The 15,927-nt window shown below is 61.9% G+C and carries 25 protein-coding genes; 3 read left to right on the top strand and 22 right to left on the bottom strand.

All coding sequences use genetic code 11. The features are described 5' to 3' along the window. The first annotated feature begins 24 nt into the window (after window positions 1-24). Window positions 25-345 (top strand): hypothetical protein, encoded by a 321-nt coding sequence (locus ACSQ1W_RS19770; protein ID WP_436045670.1) that lies wholly within the window; start codon window positions 25-27, stop codon window positions 343-345. Window positions 346-385: 40 nt separating this feature from the next. Here the strand turns inward: ACSQ1W_RS19770 and ACSQ1W_RS19765 are convergent, their stop codons facing one another. The 4 genes from ACSQ1W_RS19765 to ACSQ1W_RS19750 are packed head-to-tail and all read right to left on the bottom strand — an operon-like array spanning window position 386 to window position 4,058. Further along, complete coding sequence (locus ACSQ1W_RS19765) at window positions 386-2,332, bottom strand: phospholipase D family protein (protein ID WP_436046256.1); 1,947 nt, start codon at window positions 2,330-2,332, stop codon at window positions 386-388. 11 nt (window positions 2,333-2,343) lie between these two features. Then, window positions 2,344-2,931, bottom strand: a complete 588-nt coding sequence (locus tag ACSQ1W_RS19760) for a YceI family protein (protein WP_192274194.1) — start codon at window positions 2,929-2,931, stop codon at window positions 2,344-2,346. Continuing rightward, window positions 2,928-3,404 (bottom strand): SixA phosphatase family protein, encoded by a 477-nt coding sequence (locus ACSQ1W_RS19755; RefSeq protein WP_436045668.1) that lies wholly within the window; start codon window positions 3,402-3,404, stop codon window positions 2,928-2,930. Before ACSQ1W_RS19755 ends, ACSQ1W_RS19760 begins: the two co-directional genes overlap by 4 nt. A gap of 21 nt (window positions 3,405-3,425) precedes the next feature. Further along, the gene (locus ACSQ1W_RS19750; RefSeq protein WP_192274192.1) at window positions 3,426-4,058 is read right to left on the bottom strand and encodes a ParA family protein; all 633 of its coding nucleotides are present in this window, start codon (window positions 4,056-4,058) and stop codon (window positions 3,426-3,428) included. 156 nt (window positions 4,059-4,214) lie between these two features. On the opposite strand from ACSQ1W_RS19750, the gene ACSQ1W_RS19745 reads away from it, so the two are divergent. Beyond that, complete coding sequence (locus tag ACSQ1W_RS19745; protein ID WP_436045666.1) at window positions 4,215-5,714, top strand: AAA family ATPase; 1,500 nt, start codon at window positions 4,215-4,217, stop codon at window positions 5,712-5,714. A gap of 69 nt (window positions 5,715-5,783) precedes the next feature. Here ACSQ1W_RS19745 and ACSQ1W_RS19740 read toward each other — a convergent pair whose 3' ends face one another. The 14 genes from ACSQ1W_RS19740 to ACSQ1W_RS19675 all read right to left on the bottom strand — a co-directional run bounded on the left by ACSQ1W_RS19740 (window position 5,784) and on the right by ACSQ1W_RS19675 (window position 13,074). Next, window positions 5,784-6,200 carry a hypothetical protein gene (locus ACSQ1W_RS19740; RefSeq protein WP_436045664.1) on the bottom strand — a complete coding sequence of 139 codons (417 nt, stop codon included), beginning with the start codon at window positions 6,198-6,200 and terminating at the stop codon, window positions 5,784-5,786. A 71-nt stretch (window positions 6,201-6,271) separates the two neighbouring features. Next, the gene (locus tag ACSQ1W_RS19735; protein WP_436045662.1) at window positions 6,272-6,676 is read right to left on the bottom strand and encodes a VOC family protein; all 405 of its coding nucleotides are present in this window, start codon (window positions 6,674-6,676) and stop codon (window positions 6,272-6,274) included. A gap of 155 nt (window positions 6,677-6,831) precedes the next feature. Continuing rightward, a complete protein-coding gene (fosX, locus tag ACSQ1W_RS19730) occupies window positions 6,832-7,245 on the bottom strand; it encodes a FosX/FosE/FosI family fosfomycin resistance hydrolase (protein ID WP_436046255.1) in 414 nt (137 codons plus the stop codon). A 31-nt stretch (window positions 7,246-7,276) separates the two neighbouring features. Further along, window positions 7,277-7,471 carry a hypothetical protein gene (locus ACSQ1W_RS19725; RefSeq protein ID WP_192274185.1) on the bottom strand — a complete coding sequence of 65 codons (195 nt, stop codon included), beginning with the start codon at window positions 7,469-7,471 and terminating at the stop codon, window positions 7,277-7,279. Window positions 7,472-7,674: 203 nt separating this feature from the next. After that, a complete protein-coding gene (locus ACSQ1W_RS19720; RefSeq protein WP_436045660.1) occupies window positions 7,675-8,004 on the bottom strand; it encodes a hypothetical protein in 330 nt (109 codons plus the stop codon). Window positions 8,005-8,074: 70 nt separating this feature from the next. Next, window positions 8,075-8,422, bottom strand: coding sequence for a hypothetical protein (locus tag ACSQ1W_RS19715; protein ID WP_436045658.1), 348 nt, complete (start codon window positions 8,420-8,422; stop codon window positions 8,075-8,077). 63 nt (window positions 8,423-8,485) lie between these two features. Next, complete coding sequence (locus ACSQ1W_RS19710) at window positions 8,486-9,097, bottom strand: DUF3806 domain-containing protein (protein WP_436045656.1); 612 nt, start codon at window positions 9,095-9,097, stop codon at window positions 8,486-8,488. Between the two features lie 17 nt (window positions 9,098-9,114). After that, complete coding sequence (locus ACSQ1W_RS19705; protein WP_436045654.1) at window positions 9,115-9,594, bottom strand: hypothetical protein; 480 nt, start codon at window positions 9,592-9,594, stop codon at window positions 9,115-9,117. A 520-nt stretch (window positions 9,595-10,114) separates the two neighbouring features. Beyond that, window positions 10,115-10,423 carry a hypothetical protein gene (locus ACSQ1W_RS19700; protein ID WP_436045652.1) on the bottom strand — a complete coding sequence of 103 codons (309 nt, stop codon included), beginning with the start codon at window positions 10,421-10,423 and terminating at the stop codon, window positions 10,115-10,117. A 93-nt stretch (window positions 10,424-10,516) separates the two neighbouring features. Next, a complete protein-coding gene (locus ACSQ1W_RS19695) occupies window positions 10,517-10,873 on the bottom strand; it encodes a hypothetical protein (protein WP_436045650.1) in 357 nt (118 codons plus the stop codon). A gap of 73 nt (window positions 10,874-10,946) precedes the next feature. After that, on the bottom strand, window positions 10,947-11,393 hold the full coding sequence (locus ACSQ1W_RS19690; protein WP_436045649.1) for a hypothetical protein: 447 nt from the start codon (window positions 11,391-11,393) through the stop codon (window positions 10,947-10,949). Window positions 11,394-11,469: 76 nt separating this feature from the next. Beyond that, the gene (locus ACSQ1W_RS19685) at window positions 11,470-11,904 is read right to left on the bottom strand and encodes a hypothetical protein (RefSeq protein ID WP_436045647.1); all 435 of its coding nucleotides are present in this window, start codon (window positions 11,902-11,904) and stop codon (window positions 11,470-11,472) included. Between the two features lie 658 nt (window positions 11,905-12,562). Beyond that, a complete protein-coding gene (locus ACSQ1W_RS19680; protein WP_436045645.1) occupies window positions 12,563-12,820 on the bottom strand; it encodes a hypothetical protein in 258 nt (85 codons plus the stop codon). Window positions 12,821-12,840: 20 nt separating this feature from the next. After that, window positions 12,841-13,074, bottom strand: coding sequence for a hypothetical protein (locus tag ACSQ1W_RS19675; RefSeq protein ID WP_436045643.1), 234 nt, complete (start codon window positions 13,072-13,074; stop codon window positions 12,841-12,843). Between the two features lie 260 nt (window positions 13,075-13,334). Between ACSQ1W_RS19675 and ACSQ1W_RS19670 the strand changes: the two genes are divergently transcribed. Next, window positions 13,335-13,487, top strand: coding sequence for a hypothetical protein (locus ACSQ1W_RS19670; RefSeq protein WP_436045641.1), 153 nt, complete (start codon window positions 13,335-13,337; stop codon window positions 13,485-13,487). A 414-nt stretch (window positions 13,488-13,901) separates the two neighbouring features. Here ACSQ1W_RS19670 and ACSQ1W_RS19665 read toward each other — a convergent pair whose 3' ends face one another. The 4 genes from ACSQ1W_RS19665 to ACSQ1W_RS19650 all read right to left on the bottom strand — a co-directional run bounded on the left by ACSQ1W_RS19665 (window position 13,902) and on the right by ACSQ1W_RS19650 (window position 15,867). Further along, window positions 13,902-14,267 carry a hypothetical protein gene (locus ACSQ1W_RS19665; RefSeq protein WP_436045639.1) on the bottom strand — a complete coding sequence of 122 codons (366 nt, stop codon included), beginning with the start codon at window positions 14,265-14,267 and terminating at the stop codon, window positions 13,902-13,904. 72 nt (window positions 14,268-14,339) lie between these two features. Next, window positions 14,340-14,858 (bottom strand): DUF2199 domain-containing protein, encoded by a 519-nt coding sequence (locus tag ACSQ1W_RS19660; protein ID WP_436045637.1) that lies wholly within the window; start codon window positions 14,856-14,858, stop codon window positions 14,340-14,342. Window positions 14,859-14,920: 62 nt separating this feature from the next. Next, window positions 14,921-15,397: a DUF4262 domain-containing protein gene (locus ACSQ1W_RS19655; RefSeq protein WP_436045636.1), complete on the bottom strand. Its 477-nt coding sequence runs from the start codon at window positions 15,395-15,397 to the stop codon at window positions 14,921-14,923. Between the two features lie 62 nt (window positions 15,398-15,459). Continuing rightward, window positions 15,460-15,867: a tetratricopeptide repeat protein gene (locus tag ACSQ1W_RS19650; protein ID WP_436045634.1), complete on the bottom strand. Its 408-nt coding sequence runs from the start codon at window positions 15,865-15,867 to the stop codon at window positions 15,460-15,462. Window positions 15,868-15,927: the final 60 nt, after the last annotated feature.

Below are 15,927 nucleotides of genomic sequence, written 5' to 3'. Positions count from 1 at the left end.
GGCATCGACGACGGGGATCCGGCCATGCGCCATGCCCTCCTCCTGCTGCTGGCCGCCAGCCTTCCGGCCATGGGCGCACCCGTGCATGGCGCACCGGTGATCGACATGCATCTGCACGCCTTTGCGATGGACGAAGTGCCCGCGGGAATACCCGCCTGCCCGGGCGACCAACAGACGCTTGCACCGACCCTCGATCCGCGCGACGCCTTGGATGTCGCGGCGCTCCTCGGCTCGCCGTTCCTGCTGGAGGAGCTGCTGCGCAGGCACCCGCGGCTGCGCGTCTACGTGGTGCACTACGGGAGCGCGACATCCTCTACGGCAACGCCGCCCGCTTTCTCCGCCTGACGCCGGCGCAGATCGCAGCGGACCATGCGCCGCGCGGGCGCTAGAGGATCGGCACCAGTCCCGCGCCGAACGCGGTCAGCACGCGCGTGTAGAGCCACTTCGCACCGACATCGACTTCGGGGAAGTCGCCCACCGCCACGTAGCAGCGCTGGAAGGCCGGGTCTTTCGGGCCGACCGGCAACGGGCAGTCCGGGCCCGGCTGGAACTCGTAGCTGGTCGCATAGCGCCAGGGCCAGATGTCGAAGATCGGCAGCGCCTCGGACACCTTGCCCAGGCTGTAGTCCAGGCCGGAGAACACCGGCGGCTTGGCGCGCGGCGCGATCAGCCAGGCGTTCTCCGGCGACATGTCGCGACGGATGCTGCCGGCCAGCGCCTGCGCGAACGCGGCGTCGTTGATCACCACCGCCGCCTCGGTGTTGTAGTTCTCCGAACGCGGGTCGAAGTTGTGCGTGCCGATCACCGCGATCTCGCCGTCGATCACCATCGACTTCGCGTGCAGGCCCATGCGCACGCCCGCGCGCTTCAGCGGCAGCGGCTCGGCCGCCGCACCGCTGCTGAAGAACGACGGCCGCGACTCGGTACGCTGCAGGCGGCGCGTGGTTTCGCCGGCGTCGGACGCCGATCCGCCGGACGGTCCGATCGAACCGGAGGGACCGCGGATGCCGCGGTCGCTGCCGCCCACCGGCGATGCCACCGGCGGCCCTTCCGGCATCAGCGCGGCGTAGTCCACCGGGGCATCTTCCGGAAACGGCTTGTACTCGTGGATCTGGAAGCCGAACTCGCGCAGGTAGCGGCGCTTGTACTTGAACGACATCGAATAGACGATCGGGTTGTCGGTCGCGGCCAGGCTGTTGGTCGACACGGTCACCTGCGGCGGCGGCTGGCGTTTGCGCATGTCGCGGAACATGGACTGCGCCTGCTTCGACATCACCAGATACGGCGTCTGCAGCAGGACTTCGTTCCGTGCGCCGCGGATCAGCGCCTCCAGTTCCGGCGCCGCCGGCGCATCGTCGTGGCGTCGCTCGCGCCGGTGCTTCTGCGGCAGGTCGGCGATGTAGCGCACCGCCCCTACCCTGAAAGCCGGTTCGACAAACAGCTTCTCCATCACCTGCGGATCGCTGGCCTGCGCGCTCGCGGACTGCACGCGCTCCGGCCGCAGGTAGCGCGGCACCGGCATCGCCGGCACGCCGCCCTCCAGCAGCGTCCGTCCAACATCGTTCAACCGTTCGGCCGGCACGCTGCGGCGCGCGTCCCAGAACGCCTGGAAGTTGGCCGCCATCGCCGCCGCTTCCGGCCCGGCCACCAGCACGTCGCGGTCGCGGAAGTTGTATTCGGCATCCCAGTCGAAATAGTCGTCCTGGTAGTTGCGGCCGCCGCTGATGCCGATGCGGTCGTCCACCAGCAGCAGCTTGGTGTGCATGCGCTGGTTGAAGCGGCGGAAGCAGCACAGCACGCTGCCCGCGTAGTCCAGGTAGTTCAGCTTGGCCTTGCCGAAGCTCGGGTTGTAGATGCGGATGGCGAAGTTCTGGTGCGAGCCGGACAGCGCGGCCAGGATCTCGAGGTCGGCGATCGCCGACAGCTGGTCGATCAGCACGCGCACCTTCACCCCGCGCCGCGACGCGGCCAGCAGCTCGTCCAGCACCAGCCGCGCGCTGTCGTCCTTGTCGAAGATGTAGGTCTGCAGGTCGATGCGTTCGCGCGCACTGCGGATCAGGTTAAGCCGCGCCAGCAGCGCATCCGAGCCCTTGTCCAGCATCACCGCGTAATGGCGGGGCGCGTCGGCGGTGGATTCCGCGCGCGCCTGCGCCGCCAGGTCGTACAGCGGCGATGCCACGGCGCAGGCATCGGCCTGCGTGCACTCGACCACCGTCGAACGGGCGCCGGCGGCGATGCCGGCCGCACGGTCGCGCTGGCGGTCGGACAGGCTGGCGCAGCCGCTGGCCAGCAGCGCGACGCACAGCACCGCGCAGCGCACGGTGAAAGCCACGACGCATCGGTTCACGGTGTCTTCGCGCTCCTGGTCCGCGCCCGCAGCACGAACACCACGCGGTCGCTGACCGCCAGCATCCAGTCGTCCATGTCGTAGTCGCTGCGGCGCACCGCGCCGGTGGCCACCACGTCGCAGCCCACCGCGGGGTGCGAACAGTCGGCCGGTGCCACCTCCAGGCTGCGCGGCCGGCTGATGCCCTTGATGCTCAGGTCGCCCTCCAGGGTGCCGCCGTCGTACAGTAGCATCGGGTCGTACGGTTTCGAGGTGAAGGTGACCACCGGATAGCGGTCGGCGTCGAAGAACTTCTCGCTGCGGGCCCACTCGCCGTAGCGCGGGTGGTCGATGATCTCCACGTCGCGCGTGTACATGCGCAGGCGCACCTGCTGGCGCCCGTCCGGCAGGTGCTCCACGGAGCCTTCGTAACGCCGGAACACGCCGTCCAGCACCTGACCCCAGCGCGTGCGCAGTTCGAAACCCAGCCGCGTATGCGCCGGGTCGAAATCGTTCCGCCCCTGCTGCGCCCACGCGGGCACGGCGCACAGCAGGGCCAGGCACAGCACGACCAGCCAGACGGCCAGCGGCAGATCGGACTTCATGGCCACCAGAAGGCGGAGAGCTGCGCCACGCCCGGTTCGATCGCCGCATTCACCGGCAGCGTCAGCACCACCACGCCGCCCGGCGGCATGCCGCGGTACTCGCTGGTCACGCCGGAATACATCAGTGCCGCGAGCTGCTCGAAGCCCGGGTTGTGCCCCACCATCAGCAGGCGCTCGGCCTCGCGGTGCTGGTCGACCAGGTCGGCGAGCGTACCGGGCGTGGCTTCATAGATGCGCTCTTCCAGCCGCTGTTCCACGTAGCCGATCGCACCCAGCACCGCTTCCAGCGTCTCGCGCGTACGTCGCGCCGGCGAACACAGCACGCGGTCCGGCACCAGGCCCTGCTCCTTCAGCCAGCGCGCGGCGGCCTCGGCCTCGGCCAGGCCCTGCGGCGACAAAGGGCGGTCCAGGTCGGACTGGCCGGCGGTGGCAGGTTCGGCATGCGCATGGCGCAGCAGGATCAGTTCACGCATGGGACAACGACTCCTTCGGCCTCAGGCCTTCTTGATCCATTTCAACAACGGTTCCCAGTCGGCCTGGTGCTCGCGCACCTGGGCCGAGCGGTAATCGAACAGGCTGCGGCCCAGGCCCGCCATCACCACATAGGCCTGGGTATCGCGCAACTGGGTGATGACCGGGTAAGGCCAGGTCTTCAGCATCTCCACCGCCTGCTGCGAGGCGTTGGTCCACGGCTTGCTGCGGTTGACCACCAGGCCCACCGGCAGCTTGCGCTTGTGCACGCGCGGCACCTTGGCCATGGTGTTCAGGAAGCCGACCGTCGCCTCGATGTCCAGCGCCGACGGCAGCACCGGCACCACCACGGCGTCGGCCTGTTCCAGGAAACTTTCCAGGTCGTCGGCCATCGCGCCGGCCGGGGCATCGATCACCACGCGCTCGGCGTCTTCCGGCAGCCAGGCCTTCCAGGCGCGCTTGCCGCTGGCGTCGATCGGCAGCACGGCGGTTTCCAGTTCCGCCCGCCGTTCGGCCCAGCGGGTGGAGGAATGCTGGGGGTCCACGTCCACCAGCACGGTACGTTTGCCATCCAGTGCGAAGTACGCTGCCAGATTGGTCGCCAGGGTCGTCTTGCCCGCGCCGCCCTTGGAGCTGGCGACCAGAATCGTCTTCATGCGCGCACCTCGTTGCTGGAGAACCCGGAGGGTACACCGCGACAAGTGAAGCGGGAACCGGCGTGCCGGCCCCTGCGACCCGCCGTCGCGGGCCGTCCCGCTCCCCGTTCCGTACGGCGCTTGCTATCGTGCCGGTCCCCACGGACCGGACACCCCATGAACGAGCTGCAGGACCTGACCGCGCTGATCCGCGCCAACACCCCGCTGATCGTCGTCGAGACCCAGGACGAGGCCCGCGTGGTGGAGCTGTTCCGGCAGGCGTTGGGTCAGGTGTGGCGGGCGCTGTTCCGCTGGAGCATCACCGAGGGCCTGCGCCGGCTGGACATGGACCGCGAGGATGACGCCGTCGGCCCGCCCGACGCCAGCGCCGCTCTGCAGGCCATCAAGCAGGCCGAACAGCGCGGTATCTACCTGCTGCTCGATTTCCACCCCTACCTGGGCTACGCCAGCAGCCAGCGCCAGCTGCGCGACATCATGCAGCGCCGCCACAGCCTGCCCCACGTGGTGGTGCTGGTCGGCGCGAAGATCGAACTGCCGGCCGAACTCGAAGCCCTCGCCGTGCGCTTCAACCCGCGCCTGCCCAACGGCCCCGCGCTGCTGAAGATGGTGCGCGAGGAAGCCGAGCACTACGCGCGCGAACACGGCGGCCGTCGCGTCGAAGCCGACGGCGAGGCGGTCAAGCAGATCGTGCGCAACCTGCAGGGCCTGAGCCTGGTCGACGCGCGCCGCATCGCGCGGCAGCTGATCTTCGCCGACGGCGCACTGACCGCCAGCGATCTGCCGGCATTGAACAAGCTGAAGTTCGAGCTGCTCAACCGCAGCGGGCACCTGCATTACGAGTACGACACGGCGAAGTTCGCCGACGTCGCCGGCGCCTCGCGGCTCAAGCGCTGGATCGAACAGCGCCGCGCGGTGTTCGTCTCCGGCAATCCTCCCCCCGGCCTGGACCTGCCCAAGGGCGTGCTGCTGCTCGGCGTGCAGGGCTGCGGCAAGTCGATGCTGGCCAAGGCCACCGCCGCCGGTTTCGGCGTGCCACTGCTGCGGCTGGATTTCGGCACGCTGTACGACAAGTACCACGGCGAGACCGAGAAGAACCTGCGCGCCGCGCTGGCCTCGGCCGAACAGCTGGCGCCGTGCGTGCTGTGGATCGACGAAATCGAGAAGGGCCTGGCCAGCGGCGGCGACGAGGACGGCGGTGTTTCCCGTCGCGTCCTCGGCTACCTGCTCACCTGGATGGCCGAGCGCAAGGCCGGTGCGGGAAGTGGCCAAGTGTTCCTGGTCGCGACCGCCAACCAGGTGCAGGACCTGCCGCCGGAACTGCTGCGCAAGGGCCGCTTCGACGAGATCTTCTTCGTCGACCTGCCCTCGCCCGACGCCCGCGTCGAGGTACTGCGCGTGCACCTGGCGCGGCGCGAACTGGATCCGGAAGGCTTCAACCTGCCGGCACTGGCCGCGGCGGCGAACGGCTTCTCCGGCGCTGAGCTGGAACAGGCCATCGTCTCGGCGATGTACGCCGCGCATGCCGAACATAAGCCGCTCGACACCGACCTCGTCATGCACGAGATCCGCAGCACCCGCCCGCTGTCCGTGCTGATGGCCGAACAGGTGCAGGCACTGCGCGAGTGGGCACGGGAACGGACGGTGCCTGCGGACTGACATCGCTGTTCCCCTGTAGGAGCGACGTCAGTCGCGACCGCCTATCGTCTAGCTATCGGGAGCCCAAGGTCAGCCTGCCGGTGACGGTGGCGAACAGATATGCGCCCAACGCCGTGCCAGCGTTCGCGTGACGTAGCCGGTCAGTACGAACTGCGCGATGACGACCACAAGCCATCCATAGTCCCGAATGGCACGCAGCGCAGGAGACCATCCGCTGCCAGATGATTTGCTTGCCGCGGCCATCTCGGGCGTGATGAAGGTGCTGTACATCTCGAGCGGCAGGAGGAAGACACATCCCAGCAGGAAGAACACGCCGTAGACCAGCGCAGCGACCACCGCCACGAACAGGAATGGCCGCGGCAAGCGCGGCCTGCGCCCGAATGCACGCCACGCCGGCCACCATACCGGGACCAGTGAGACCACGAAGTACGCGATCGCCATCGTCACGAGCGCGACCGTGAGGTTCCATCCGAACACGTCGATCATCCCGACCTCATCCCGATAGCTCCCATCCATAATCTCGTGACCGAACAGGGGCGCTCGTCACTCGGAACGCTTCACGCGCCCTTGTTCTTCTCATCCCACGCCATCGGCTCCCACAGCTCCACCTTGTTGCCTTCCGGGTCCATGACCCAGGCGAACTTGCCGTTCTCGTGCGATTCGGGACCCTTGACGACCGGCACCTCGGCGGCGCGCAGGTTCGCCAGCAGGCCATCGAGGTCGTCGACGCGGTAATTGATCATGAAAGCCGCGTCGCTGGGACTGAACCACTGGCTGTCCTTCTCGGCGATGGTCCACACGGTCAGGCCCTTGTCCTCGGCCGTGTCGTCCGGCCAGCGCAGCACCGCGCCGCCCCAGTCTTCGAACGGCATGCCCAGGTGCTCGCGATACCACGCCGCCAGCGCCGCACTGTCGTGCCGGCTCTTGAAGAACACGCCGCCGATTCCCGTCACTTTCGCCATCGTCCACCTCCCCGTTGTCTTCCCCGGCGCGGTCCGTCCCGTCCCGTCCACCCGCGCGCGCCACGGACAGAAGCGTACTGCACCGCCATCGGTAGCGGACCACGCAACGCCTGGGACATGGACTGCGCTCCTTGCGGGGTCACGCACCGTGGAGGTCAGGGTCCGGCCGATGCCCGGTACTGCGCCAGACGCTGCTCGAGGGTACCGGTGTGCAGCTCGAACAGATGGTTGTCGAAGTCGTAGACGTACAGCGACCGGCCCTCGCCCTCGATGCGGTCGCGAGGAGGCCGGATGTCCGCGCCGATCGCGGTGAGGCGGGCATGGTAGCCGGGGAGATCGGCCTCACCGACCTGGAAGGCCACGTGCTGGTAGGAGCGCCGGTCCGGCGGCTCGCCTTCCATGGCCGCGATCCAGACGCCACCGAGCAGGAAGAACTTTTCCCGCGAGAGGGAATGGTTCCTCCCGGCGCTGTCGTAGATCTCGCGCGCGCCGAGACCCTCGCACAAGAACATCGCCATGCGCTCGAGGTCGCTGACGATGAAGGTCAGATGGCTGATGCCTTGCATGATGCTGGCGGGCGGAATCGAATCGGCGCGCGCGTCAGGTGGATGGCCCGGCATCGCCCGCCACGCCGGCAACCGGCGGAAGCACGACGATGAGCAGCGTCGCCAGCGGCCCGATGAACACGGAGCCAAGCCACCAGCCGAGGCCGCTGCGCCCCTTCGACTGCGCAAGACCGGCGTTGATGAGCGACAGCGTTCCCCAACCGACGAAAAAATCAGAACTCGCCTGCATGATCCCTCCCTGATCCGATGCCAAGATGCCGCAGCGAGACCGGTGCAGAGGCCTGCCGCCGCCGGATGATAGCCCGGCCTTCCCGGGTTGTCCGGTGCGACCGGAGGCGCGGCACGAAGCTGATTCGGATGCCTGGTAGCGCCGGAGTCAAGCCACGCCTGCACCGAGCCTCGCCGCCAAACGGCGTCGGCTCGAATCGATTGTCAGGGGACGTCCGCGTACCGCCCGGACCGCCTCCAGTCCGGAAGCACGTAAAAAAACCAGTAGAAGACCTTCGACCAGCTGGATGCTTCAAAAACCAGGAACGCGCCCCACATGGTGCTGTTGTCCCCCGCGTAGCGCTCCTTCCAGTGAAGAATCGGAATGAAGGCTACCCAGAACGCCAAGGGGATCAACGACAACCCGCCCAGGGCAGCAAGCGCCACCAGTTCGGTTGCCACGCCGATTACCACGGCAGCGGTGCCTGCCAGCGCCAGAAGCGCGAAACGCTTCAACCAGCGCCACTTGGACTCAAACCATTCGGTACGATTCAAACGGCCCCCTGGCGTCTGAGTTGGGCCGACCCTCGAAGCGACGACGGCTTGGATGAAGTGTAAGGCATCACTAGTCCATGAAAACCGTGTGCACCTCGGCGATCAACTTGCTGTTACGAAACAGCCCGATGAGATCGACGCCTCCTGGCCCTCGTCGCGGGATGCATCGGACATTGCGCAGCTCATCGCCGGGATTCATGACGTCTATCATCTCGATCCAGTCTGTGCGCTGATCGATCTGTGGAGCTCCGACCGATTCAGCGCTCTTCACTGCCTCGTGTAGCGTAAGCGGAACAGAAATCGTGCACCCAGGGAAGCCGAAGCGCGATACGAATTCCTGCTTGTTGATCCTGGAGGACGTGTCGATCTTCGGGCCCAGCGTATTGTGGGCACAGGCGGACAGGATCCACGCCAGCATGCATGCCTTCGTCAGATGCCTTGACACTTTCATGCGACACCCAAGGCCTGGATCACTGAAGCGTCAGGGAGCATTCCCTCTTCTCCGTGAGTGCTGCTTCTGGTGGGCGAGAACCACATAGATGCTTGCGAAGAAGCCTGATTCAGCGTCGTCTATCCGCTTCCATATGGAGTCGAAGGGAAAGGCCCTGAACTCGAACTCACGGCCATCTATCGCAGTGCTTGTGCCGTATTGATCCGACACGGTGACCCAGTCCATCTCCAGGGACTCATTGCAGTAGTCCCCGAAGGCCGCGCCGAGAATCCCGACGACGTCGTTCTCTGAGTAGCCGAGCCTGTTGGAAGCATGCAGCCAAGACGAAAACGCTTGATCGAACCGCTCGAGAAGACCCGCTGACGAATCGATGTCAAAGTCCGAGAAGAGGTCGGACGCCCTTGATGAATAGATCATCAACTCTTGGCGGGCGGTCAGGCTCAAGCTTGAAACCTCTTCGGGGTAAGGCTCAACTTTTGCGTGAAAGCCAGTGATCGCCTCGCCCTCATGGTGTACAACGACTCGTCCTCGTTCGAGTACTTCCTTACCTTCCAGTTGCCGGTCCTGTCGAAGCAGGGCTGCCTTCTGCGACCGGGACCCAATGCGACGAATCGCATCGATGATGTTGGAGATCCGCGACATGCTGCCTAGCGCCCGGGTTAAGCCGCGCAGCGGAGCGGGTTGGGCTTGAATGAGTTGTTAGGGCTCATGCCGATGTAGTTGAAGCTGCACACGTAGCCGCCCTCCTCAGACTCAAGATTGTCAGATAGATAAGCTTCATACGCTCCGGAGCGATTGAAGATGGGCGCAAGCGCGTCGGCCTCTGAAGCGCGGCCTCTGAATGACGTCGGCACCTCGATGCTGTTAGCTAAAGCGAGCTTTTCCGGCGTCGTCAACTGTGGCTCACCATCCGGAGGCATGTGGCCTACGAGGAAGTACCAGGTGTTGTCGGATACACGGCGGATAGCCAACTCACTGCCATGCCCAGGACCCAAGGTAAGGATCAGCGGATGAGGCGCTCGAAGCGTGTTTGGGGAGCATGCCAGCACGTTTGAGTTGGACAGCCATACCGCAGGCTCGTACCCGTCACCTACAGCGGGGCCGGTTGCCAGAAGCGAAGCCAGGAAGATGCTTCTCATGAGCCTTAACGCCCTTGCTGGACCGACCCACGAAACGGGTTCGGCTTGAATGAATTGTTAGGCCTCAGTGCGGTGAGCGTTCGCGGTCGACTTCGAACTCTATGACGTTGTAGCCATCAAGTAGGTAATTGAAATCCTTACTAGGAGATGGACTGTAGATCAACTTTCCCTCAACCGATGCAGTGACTGAGCTTCCGCCTGAGAAGTATTTATCCGACACCGCATCCCGAAATGCAGGATTTGGAGTGACCTCTGAACCGAGCACTACCACCTCGGAAAAACATTTTGAATCGCTCAGAAATGTCGGGTGATGGCCTTCGTGAAAAGTCCCGGTAATAGTGACGTGGCTCCCGTTGTACTTCTCAGCTTTATCGATAGCTTCGCATACAGTTATGCTTGGACTGCGAGTGCATCCAGCGATCAGAACCAGTGCCGCTAGTTGAAGTAGTCGCTGCATTCGGATGAGGCCTAACGCCTGAATTAAGCCGCGCCACGAAGTAGCTTCGGCTTGAATTAATTGTTAGGCACCGGCCCGCAGACCGGAAAAGCCTGCGCCCAACAGAGCGATGCCTACGGCAAGATGAAAAAGCAGCAGGGTCAAGTCTCGGCGGTCCCAGGCGGATAGGTCAGTAAGGCTGAAACTGAAGTCATCAGCCTTACCCAGCCTGGTCCGCACGCGAGTCCGAACTCTGTAGCCACCGACCACAATCATAGTGAACCCCGCCAGCACTAGTGCGGTGGTGAGCACTGACTCGCCGGATGCAAGCATCATGCCGCCGGTGAGAAGGCAGAACATGAGGACCAGTGCGGTGCGTGCAGCCTTGATCACAGGAAACTCCGTGTCACTTGCATAGGTGCCTAACGCCTGAATTAAGCCGACCCGCGAAGCAGGTTCGGCTTGAATGAATTGTTCGGCGGCAGCTTACCGCTCATTACTCCGACTAGCCTCCTGAAAAAGCGCGGCCAGGTCCGAGCTGGACATCTTGCTGAGACTTTCATACGCAGGCTTGGTAGCGGACTCGGCCCCGGCCCCTTCGCCATGCAGCTCAATGCCGCCGCTACCATCCGGCGTGAGGATGAAGACAAACGGAGTAGCGGGATTGGGAGCGCCAGCAGTGACCACTACAGAATGGCCGTCGGCGCAGCCGTAGACGAGCCAGTCATTGCCTCCGAACTGCTTCAGAGCAGGTCCAATGTCGCACCGGAGAGCCGGTTGCTCAGTAGCAGGCTCAGTCGACATGCCAGCAGCAAGAATCGTGATGAGTAGAGTTGCGATCATGTCTGCTCTGCCGCCGAACGCCTGAATGAAACCGACCCACGAAGCGGGTTCGGCTTGAATGAACTGTTAGGGGCTAGTCCCACGATAGCCACCACCAACGTTGGCCGTCAGTCGCCTGAGCATGCTGTCGTGGTTCACCGTATGGCCAACCCTCCCCAGCCCCATCGGAGCGCAGCTCGGTGGCCCAAGACTGAACCGTATCCTCAGAAGCTGATGTAAGTATGTGGACGTTCTCCGCATACGGCCAGCCTCCATAGATGGTCGGGTCTAGATCATAGATATTGACCAGCACCGCTGCCACGTCAGGCTGGGCTGCGATATCAGCCAGCTTGCTCCTAAAGAAGTCCACGCCCGGGTGATCGTCGAGATTGACGGCAATGCACTCATTGTCGTCGTTGTCGGCAAAGAACATCTCCGCCGGCACAACGGGTGGTGGTTCTTCGTGCCGCCAGTCCGGCGTTCGAAAACCTTGCGAGAAGATCTCTCGAAGTAGCGCTACACGACCTTTGGACACGTCCATAGCCCCCTAATGCCTGAATTATGCCGACCCGCGAAGCGGGTTCGGCTTGAATGAATTGTTAGGCCTTGACCCTATGCTAGTGATGCTGTCCATACCAAGGACCATTTGCTTCCGGAAGATACGGCCAATCTGATGGATTTGGCAGCGACACCTGAGCGGCCCTTGCTTGTTCATGCGTGAGAAACAGGCCGCCTAGGTCATTACCACCGTTGATCGCGTATAGCCGAACTTGCGTGTCAGCAAGTTGATCATTGACGATCTTGAAGAATACGTAAGTGGCCGCGCCCCAGCTTTCATTCTCTGGCATATCAGGTGCGTAAATTACGTACTCCGCGCCGTTGGAGCGTATGGCGTAACGAGGAAGGTCATTATCTATGAATTGCTCGATTTGCTCAGGATTTGAAATGTAATGCTTGAGCTCTGGGAGCAGTTCATCGTAAGCAGCGCCGATACCAGTCTCCGCCAGATTCTCGGCGTCTAACAAGATCAACTTTTCGTAATCGAGTTTCACAGGGGGCGATTCAGCTTGGCAGCTTACAGTTGTGAGGGTGAGGAGAAATATGGATACGAGCTTTGCGATAGTCATCGGTGCAAGGCCTAACGCCTGAATTAAGCCGCGCCGCGAAGCGGCGTCGGCTTGAATGAGTTGTTAGCGGGCATACGTGCGCCAGTGCAAGCCGCGGCCGCTCATTTTATGGATTGCTACAAAAGTGAAATCTGGTGAGGCATCCGCTTGACATTGAAAGAAGTCAAAGGAAGATCCTAGCTCTTCTGTCGATGGCCACCATGACCGAGAGAACTTGGAGGGGCTTGTGTCACTAAAGCCAACGGGGCGGCAATGAGGCGGAAGCTCCCATGCTTGTCCATCCGGGATATTGAACGACAGTGCGCTCGAACTTGAGTCCAAGTTATGAACCTCCATAAGGTCCGACGCTTCCGATGGCAGCCATCGGGGTATCCAGCCTTTCGCGACTGCCTGAGCGGCTGCAGCATCTGACATTGAGTCGTACGACGCATCCAATGTGTCGTTAGTGCAGCCGACCAGAAAGACGACGATGAGTAAGGAGCAGAAGGTATGCTTGGTCATGCCCGCTAACGCCTGAATTAAGCCGACCCGCGAAGCGGGTTCGGCTTGAATGAATTGTTAGGCGCGCTATCCGGCACGCCAGTCACTTGTCACTTGCAGCTAGGCGCAGGAGGAAGATGCCGCCGCCTGCCCACGCCACAACCATGCCACTGAACCAAAGCGGATCGTTTTCCCAGCTAATAGTCCCCGAGATGCGCTTACTGAAGATCTCCACCTCGCCGTTCCAGATGCCGGAGCCGGCCAAGTAGAGGCAGTAAAGCCCACCAATGGCAATGAGGGCATCAGCTGCTCGCCATACGAGATTGCTGAGGTTTTTTCTGGGCCTTGTGCGATACAGCATATGCGCACCTAACGCCTGAATTAAGCCGCGCCGCGAAGCGGCGTCGGCTTGAATGAATTGTTAGGCGCCGCCACCCGGAGTGGATGCGCAGGATTGTCCCGGATGAAAGCCTCAACGTCAGCCAGCCTGTCCGGAAGCGGTGGCCCGGAAGTGCTGCGGTAGCTGAAGAAGCGGAAGCCAGCAGCGAACAATGCTTGCACCTTTGTCCATTGCGCCAGGTCTTTAGCAGGCGGCGCTTTGAACGAGCGGCCCATCTCGTGGATTGTCCCTCCGCAACTCGGGCAGACAGCCGACAAGTCTTGGCGCGGCGCTACCTTGAAGCTCTTGCGGCAGTCAAAGCAGGCTGGGCAATCAAGTACTTGGGACTTGGCATGCGATCTACCTGCTAAGGCGCCTAACGCCTGAGTTAAGCCGACCCGCGAAGCGGGTTCGGCTTGAATGAATTGTTAGGTGGTGAACCGTCGCGATGAAAGACCACCAGTGATGGGTACAACATGCCTAAGGAGTCTTATTGGTGCTTGGTGCTGCTGTCTTGAATGTCAGTGCAATGATCCATGCCGCAATCTCCAGTCCAACAGCAAATCCGCCAAGCATCCAGGCTCCTGTTGCAGAGGAAGATATGTACAAGACAAACGCAAAAATGAATAGCGCTATTGCCAGAAAATGAAGAAGCCTCATCTCACCACCTAACGCCTGAATTAAGCCGACTCGCGAAGCGGGTTCGGCTTGAATGAATTGTTAGGCGGCAACAAAGCCCCATACCACCCAGCCCGTGGATACCAACAGTAGAGAAGTCGGAGTAACGGTCTTTGCCAAGAAATCCGACAGAGGTCGATGCTTTGCAAATCGAACTCCCTCAATGATGCTCCAGGTAACAAACACGCCAAATAGCAAGCATATCCAGAACATCGTCGAGTCGACGGGCATAAGAAAAGCGAAGGGGAAGATCACGGCGCCGATCCAAGCGGCTGCCACGGCTTGACCTCGAATCCATGTCTTGTGGACGTTCCCACTAACCTTCATTGCCGCCTAACGCCTGAGTTAAGCCGTGCCGCGAAGCGGCGTCGGCTTGAATGACTTGTTAGCTTTGCAGGCCATAGTACGCGCTGTACTGTCCTGCCACCGTAAGAACGCCACTAAGGACAAATACCAGCAGCATTGCAGTAGTAGCAAATGCACCACCCTTGAGCCCGCGAGAACGGAAGAAATAGTAGGGCAACGCAATAATTGCGACAGCAATAATGGAAGCATTGAGCCACGGTGAGCGCCTATATGAGCGTTGCTCAGAGTCAATCCTGTACCAAAGGAAGAGCAAGAAGGCGAAGACCGGCAGAAGCCATATGTCGACAGGCGAGAACTCCACGCCAGGGTAGTAGTACTGACCCACCACTCCAGCGATGAACGATAAGCCCAAGAAGCCGAGAAGAACCCATATCTTCGATGCCACGGCAATCCTCCCCTTGAAAGCTAACGCCTGAATTAAGCCGCGCCGCGAAGCGGCGTCGGCTTGAATGAATTGTTAGGCCTCACGCCCGGGAGCGCCATGCATGACCTCCCGATATATCTCTGCCAGGCGCTCGTGCGTGATGCCATTGCATTGCTCGATGTGCAGCGGGTGGTTGGATTGTGAAACTTCAATGTATGGCCGAATTCCATCGTCGCGGAGGTGCATGACAACGTGGTGGTTGAACGTATCTGGGTAGCATGGAAGAGCTGTACCAAGATAACCGGGAAACGGGCCGATGTGGGACCGCTCTTTTAGCTTGAAGGCTCCGGCCCACTGGTCAAAGTTGGCCTGACTAATATCAACCCATACGCCCCAAACAAGTGGATCAGACTCGCCTTGGACTGGGATCTCTAGGCAGCCTCGGACAAGGAACCGCTCTCCATCCACGACACAATCATCAGTGCCTAGGTCCACTCGGCTTGGACGATCCGCGGCGGAGATCCATTGCGCAATTGAGGGCATATCTGCCCCGAAGGTAGGGATGCCCTCGTGGGTTTCACCGCAGGAATTGCATCGGAAGCTGAATGTCATCTTGTGAGGCCTAACGCCTGAGTTAAGCCGACCCGCGAAGCGGGTTCGGCTTGAATGAATTGTTAGGTGCCGCCCGGAACGGCTGCAATAACTGGCTGCGCAGCCCGGAAGCCTGGGGTGGCATGCTGGTCCCACGGATACATGCCGTCTCGTGATGGCCAAACAACTTGGTAGAGCGGAAAGCCGTTTCCTTGGTAGTACCACGTGCAATAGCCAACATGCTCATAGTACTGAGAAGGTGGTACCTCGACGAAACAGCACAGATAGTCATTGATGAGTGCGTCTGTCGGCTGTGTGAGATCGACGGGTGCGCCGGACCTGGCCGCGTCAGCTGCGATAGCAAGAATTTGGTGGGCGACCTTGGCGGATAGCCCAAAGATGATGAGCTCAGGGTGTCCGTAGGTTTGAAAGAGGCCAACGGTAAACGCATAGCCAACATGCTCCCCCTCAGGGTGAATATTGACGCAGTGCCATCCGAAGTTGGCAATGTCGTCGATGACCTTCTGCTCGCTTTCACTGTCCCCAACTGCGCGAACCATCTTGTGGCACCTAACGCCTGAATTAAGCCGTGCCGCGAAGCGGCATCGGCTTGAATGAATTGTTAGCCCTCTGCTGGATTACGTACGAGAGCCCGGTACTTTGGATCTTCACCTTGGAGAATGCGGCCGTCGGATTTCCTGGAGGCTATGGAAATTAGTTGACGGGCCTCTTCTAGATTGCCTTGTTCATATGCGACCTTGGCAATAAGAAACTCCGCTTCACCAAGGTCGTGGCGCTTCTCGCGAAAGTCGAGGCTGCGCTCTGCCCAAGTATGCGCCTCGTCCAAGCGACCTAGTCGTAGCAAGATGGCTACGGCGTATTCAATCACCATGTACGCATTGGGCTCTTCAAGCTTGGTGCGCGGTAGGCCGTCCCAGATTTCTTTTACCTCAGCAAAGGCCTGCTCATAGTGTCCGCTCGCGTAGAGCGCTCCGGGCGATTGCAAAGACTTCATGACGGAGTCAAGCAAGAGACTCTCCATTGAGGGCTAACGCCTGAATTAAGCCGCGCCGCGAAGCGGCGTCGGCTT

It is taken from the genome of Pseudoxanthomonas sp. LjRoot143 (assembly GCF_964252945.1).
In the GTDB taxonomy this organism is placed as follows: domain Bacteria; phylum Pseudomonadota; class Gammaproteobacteria; order Xanthomonadales; family Xanthomonadaceae; genus Pseudoxanthomonas_A.
Note: the sequence above shows the minus strand (reverse complement) of the source record. Positions and strands in the feature narration are given on the sequence as shown.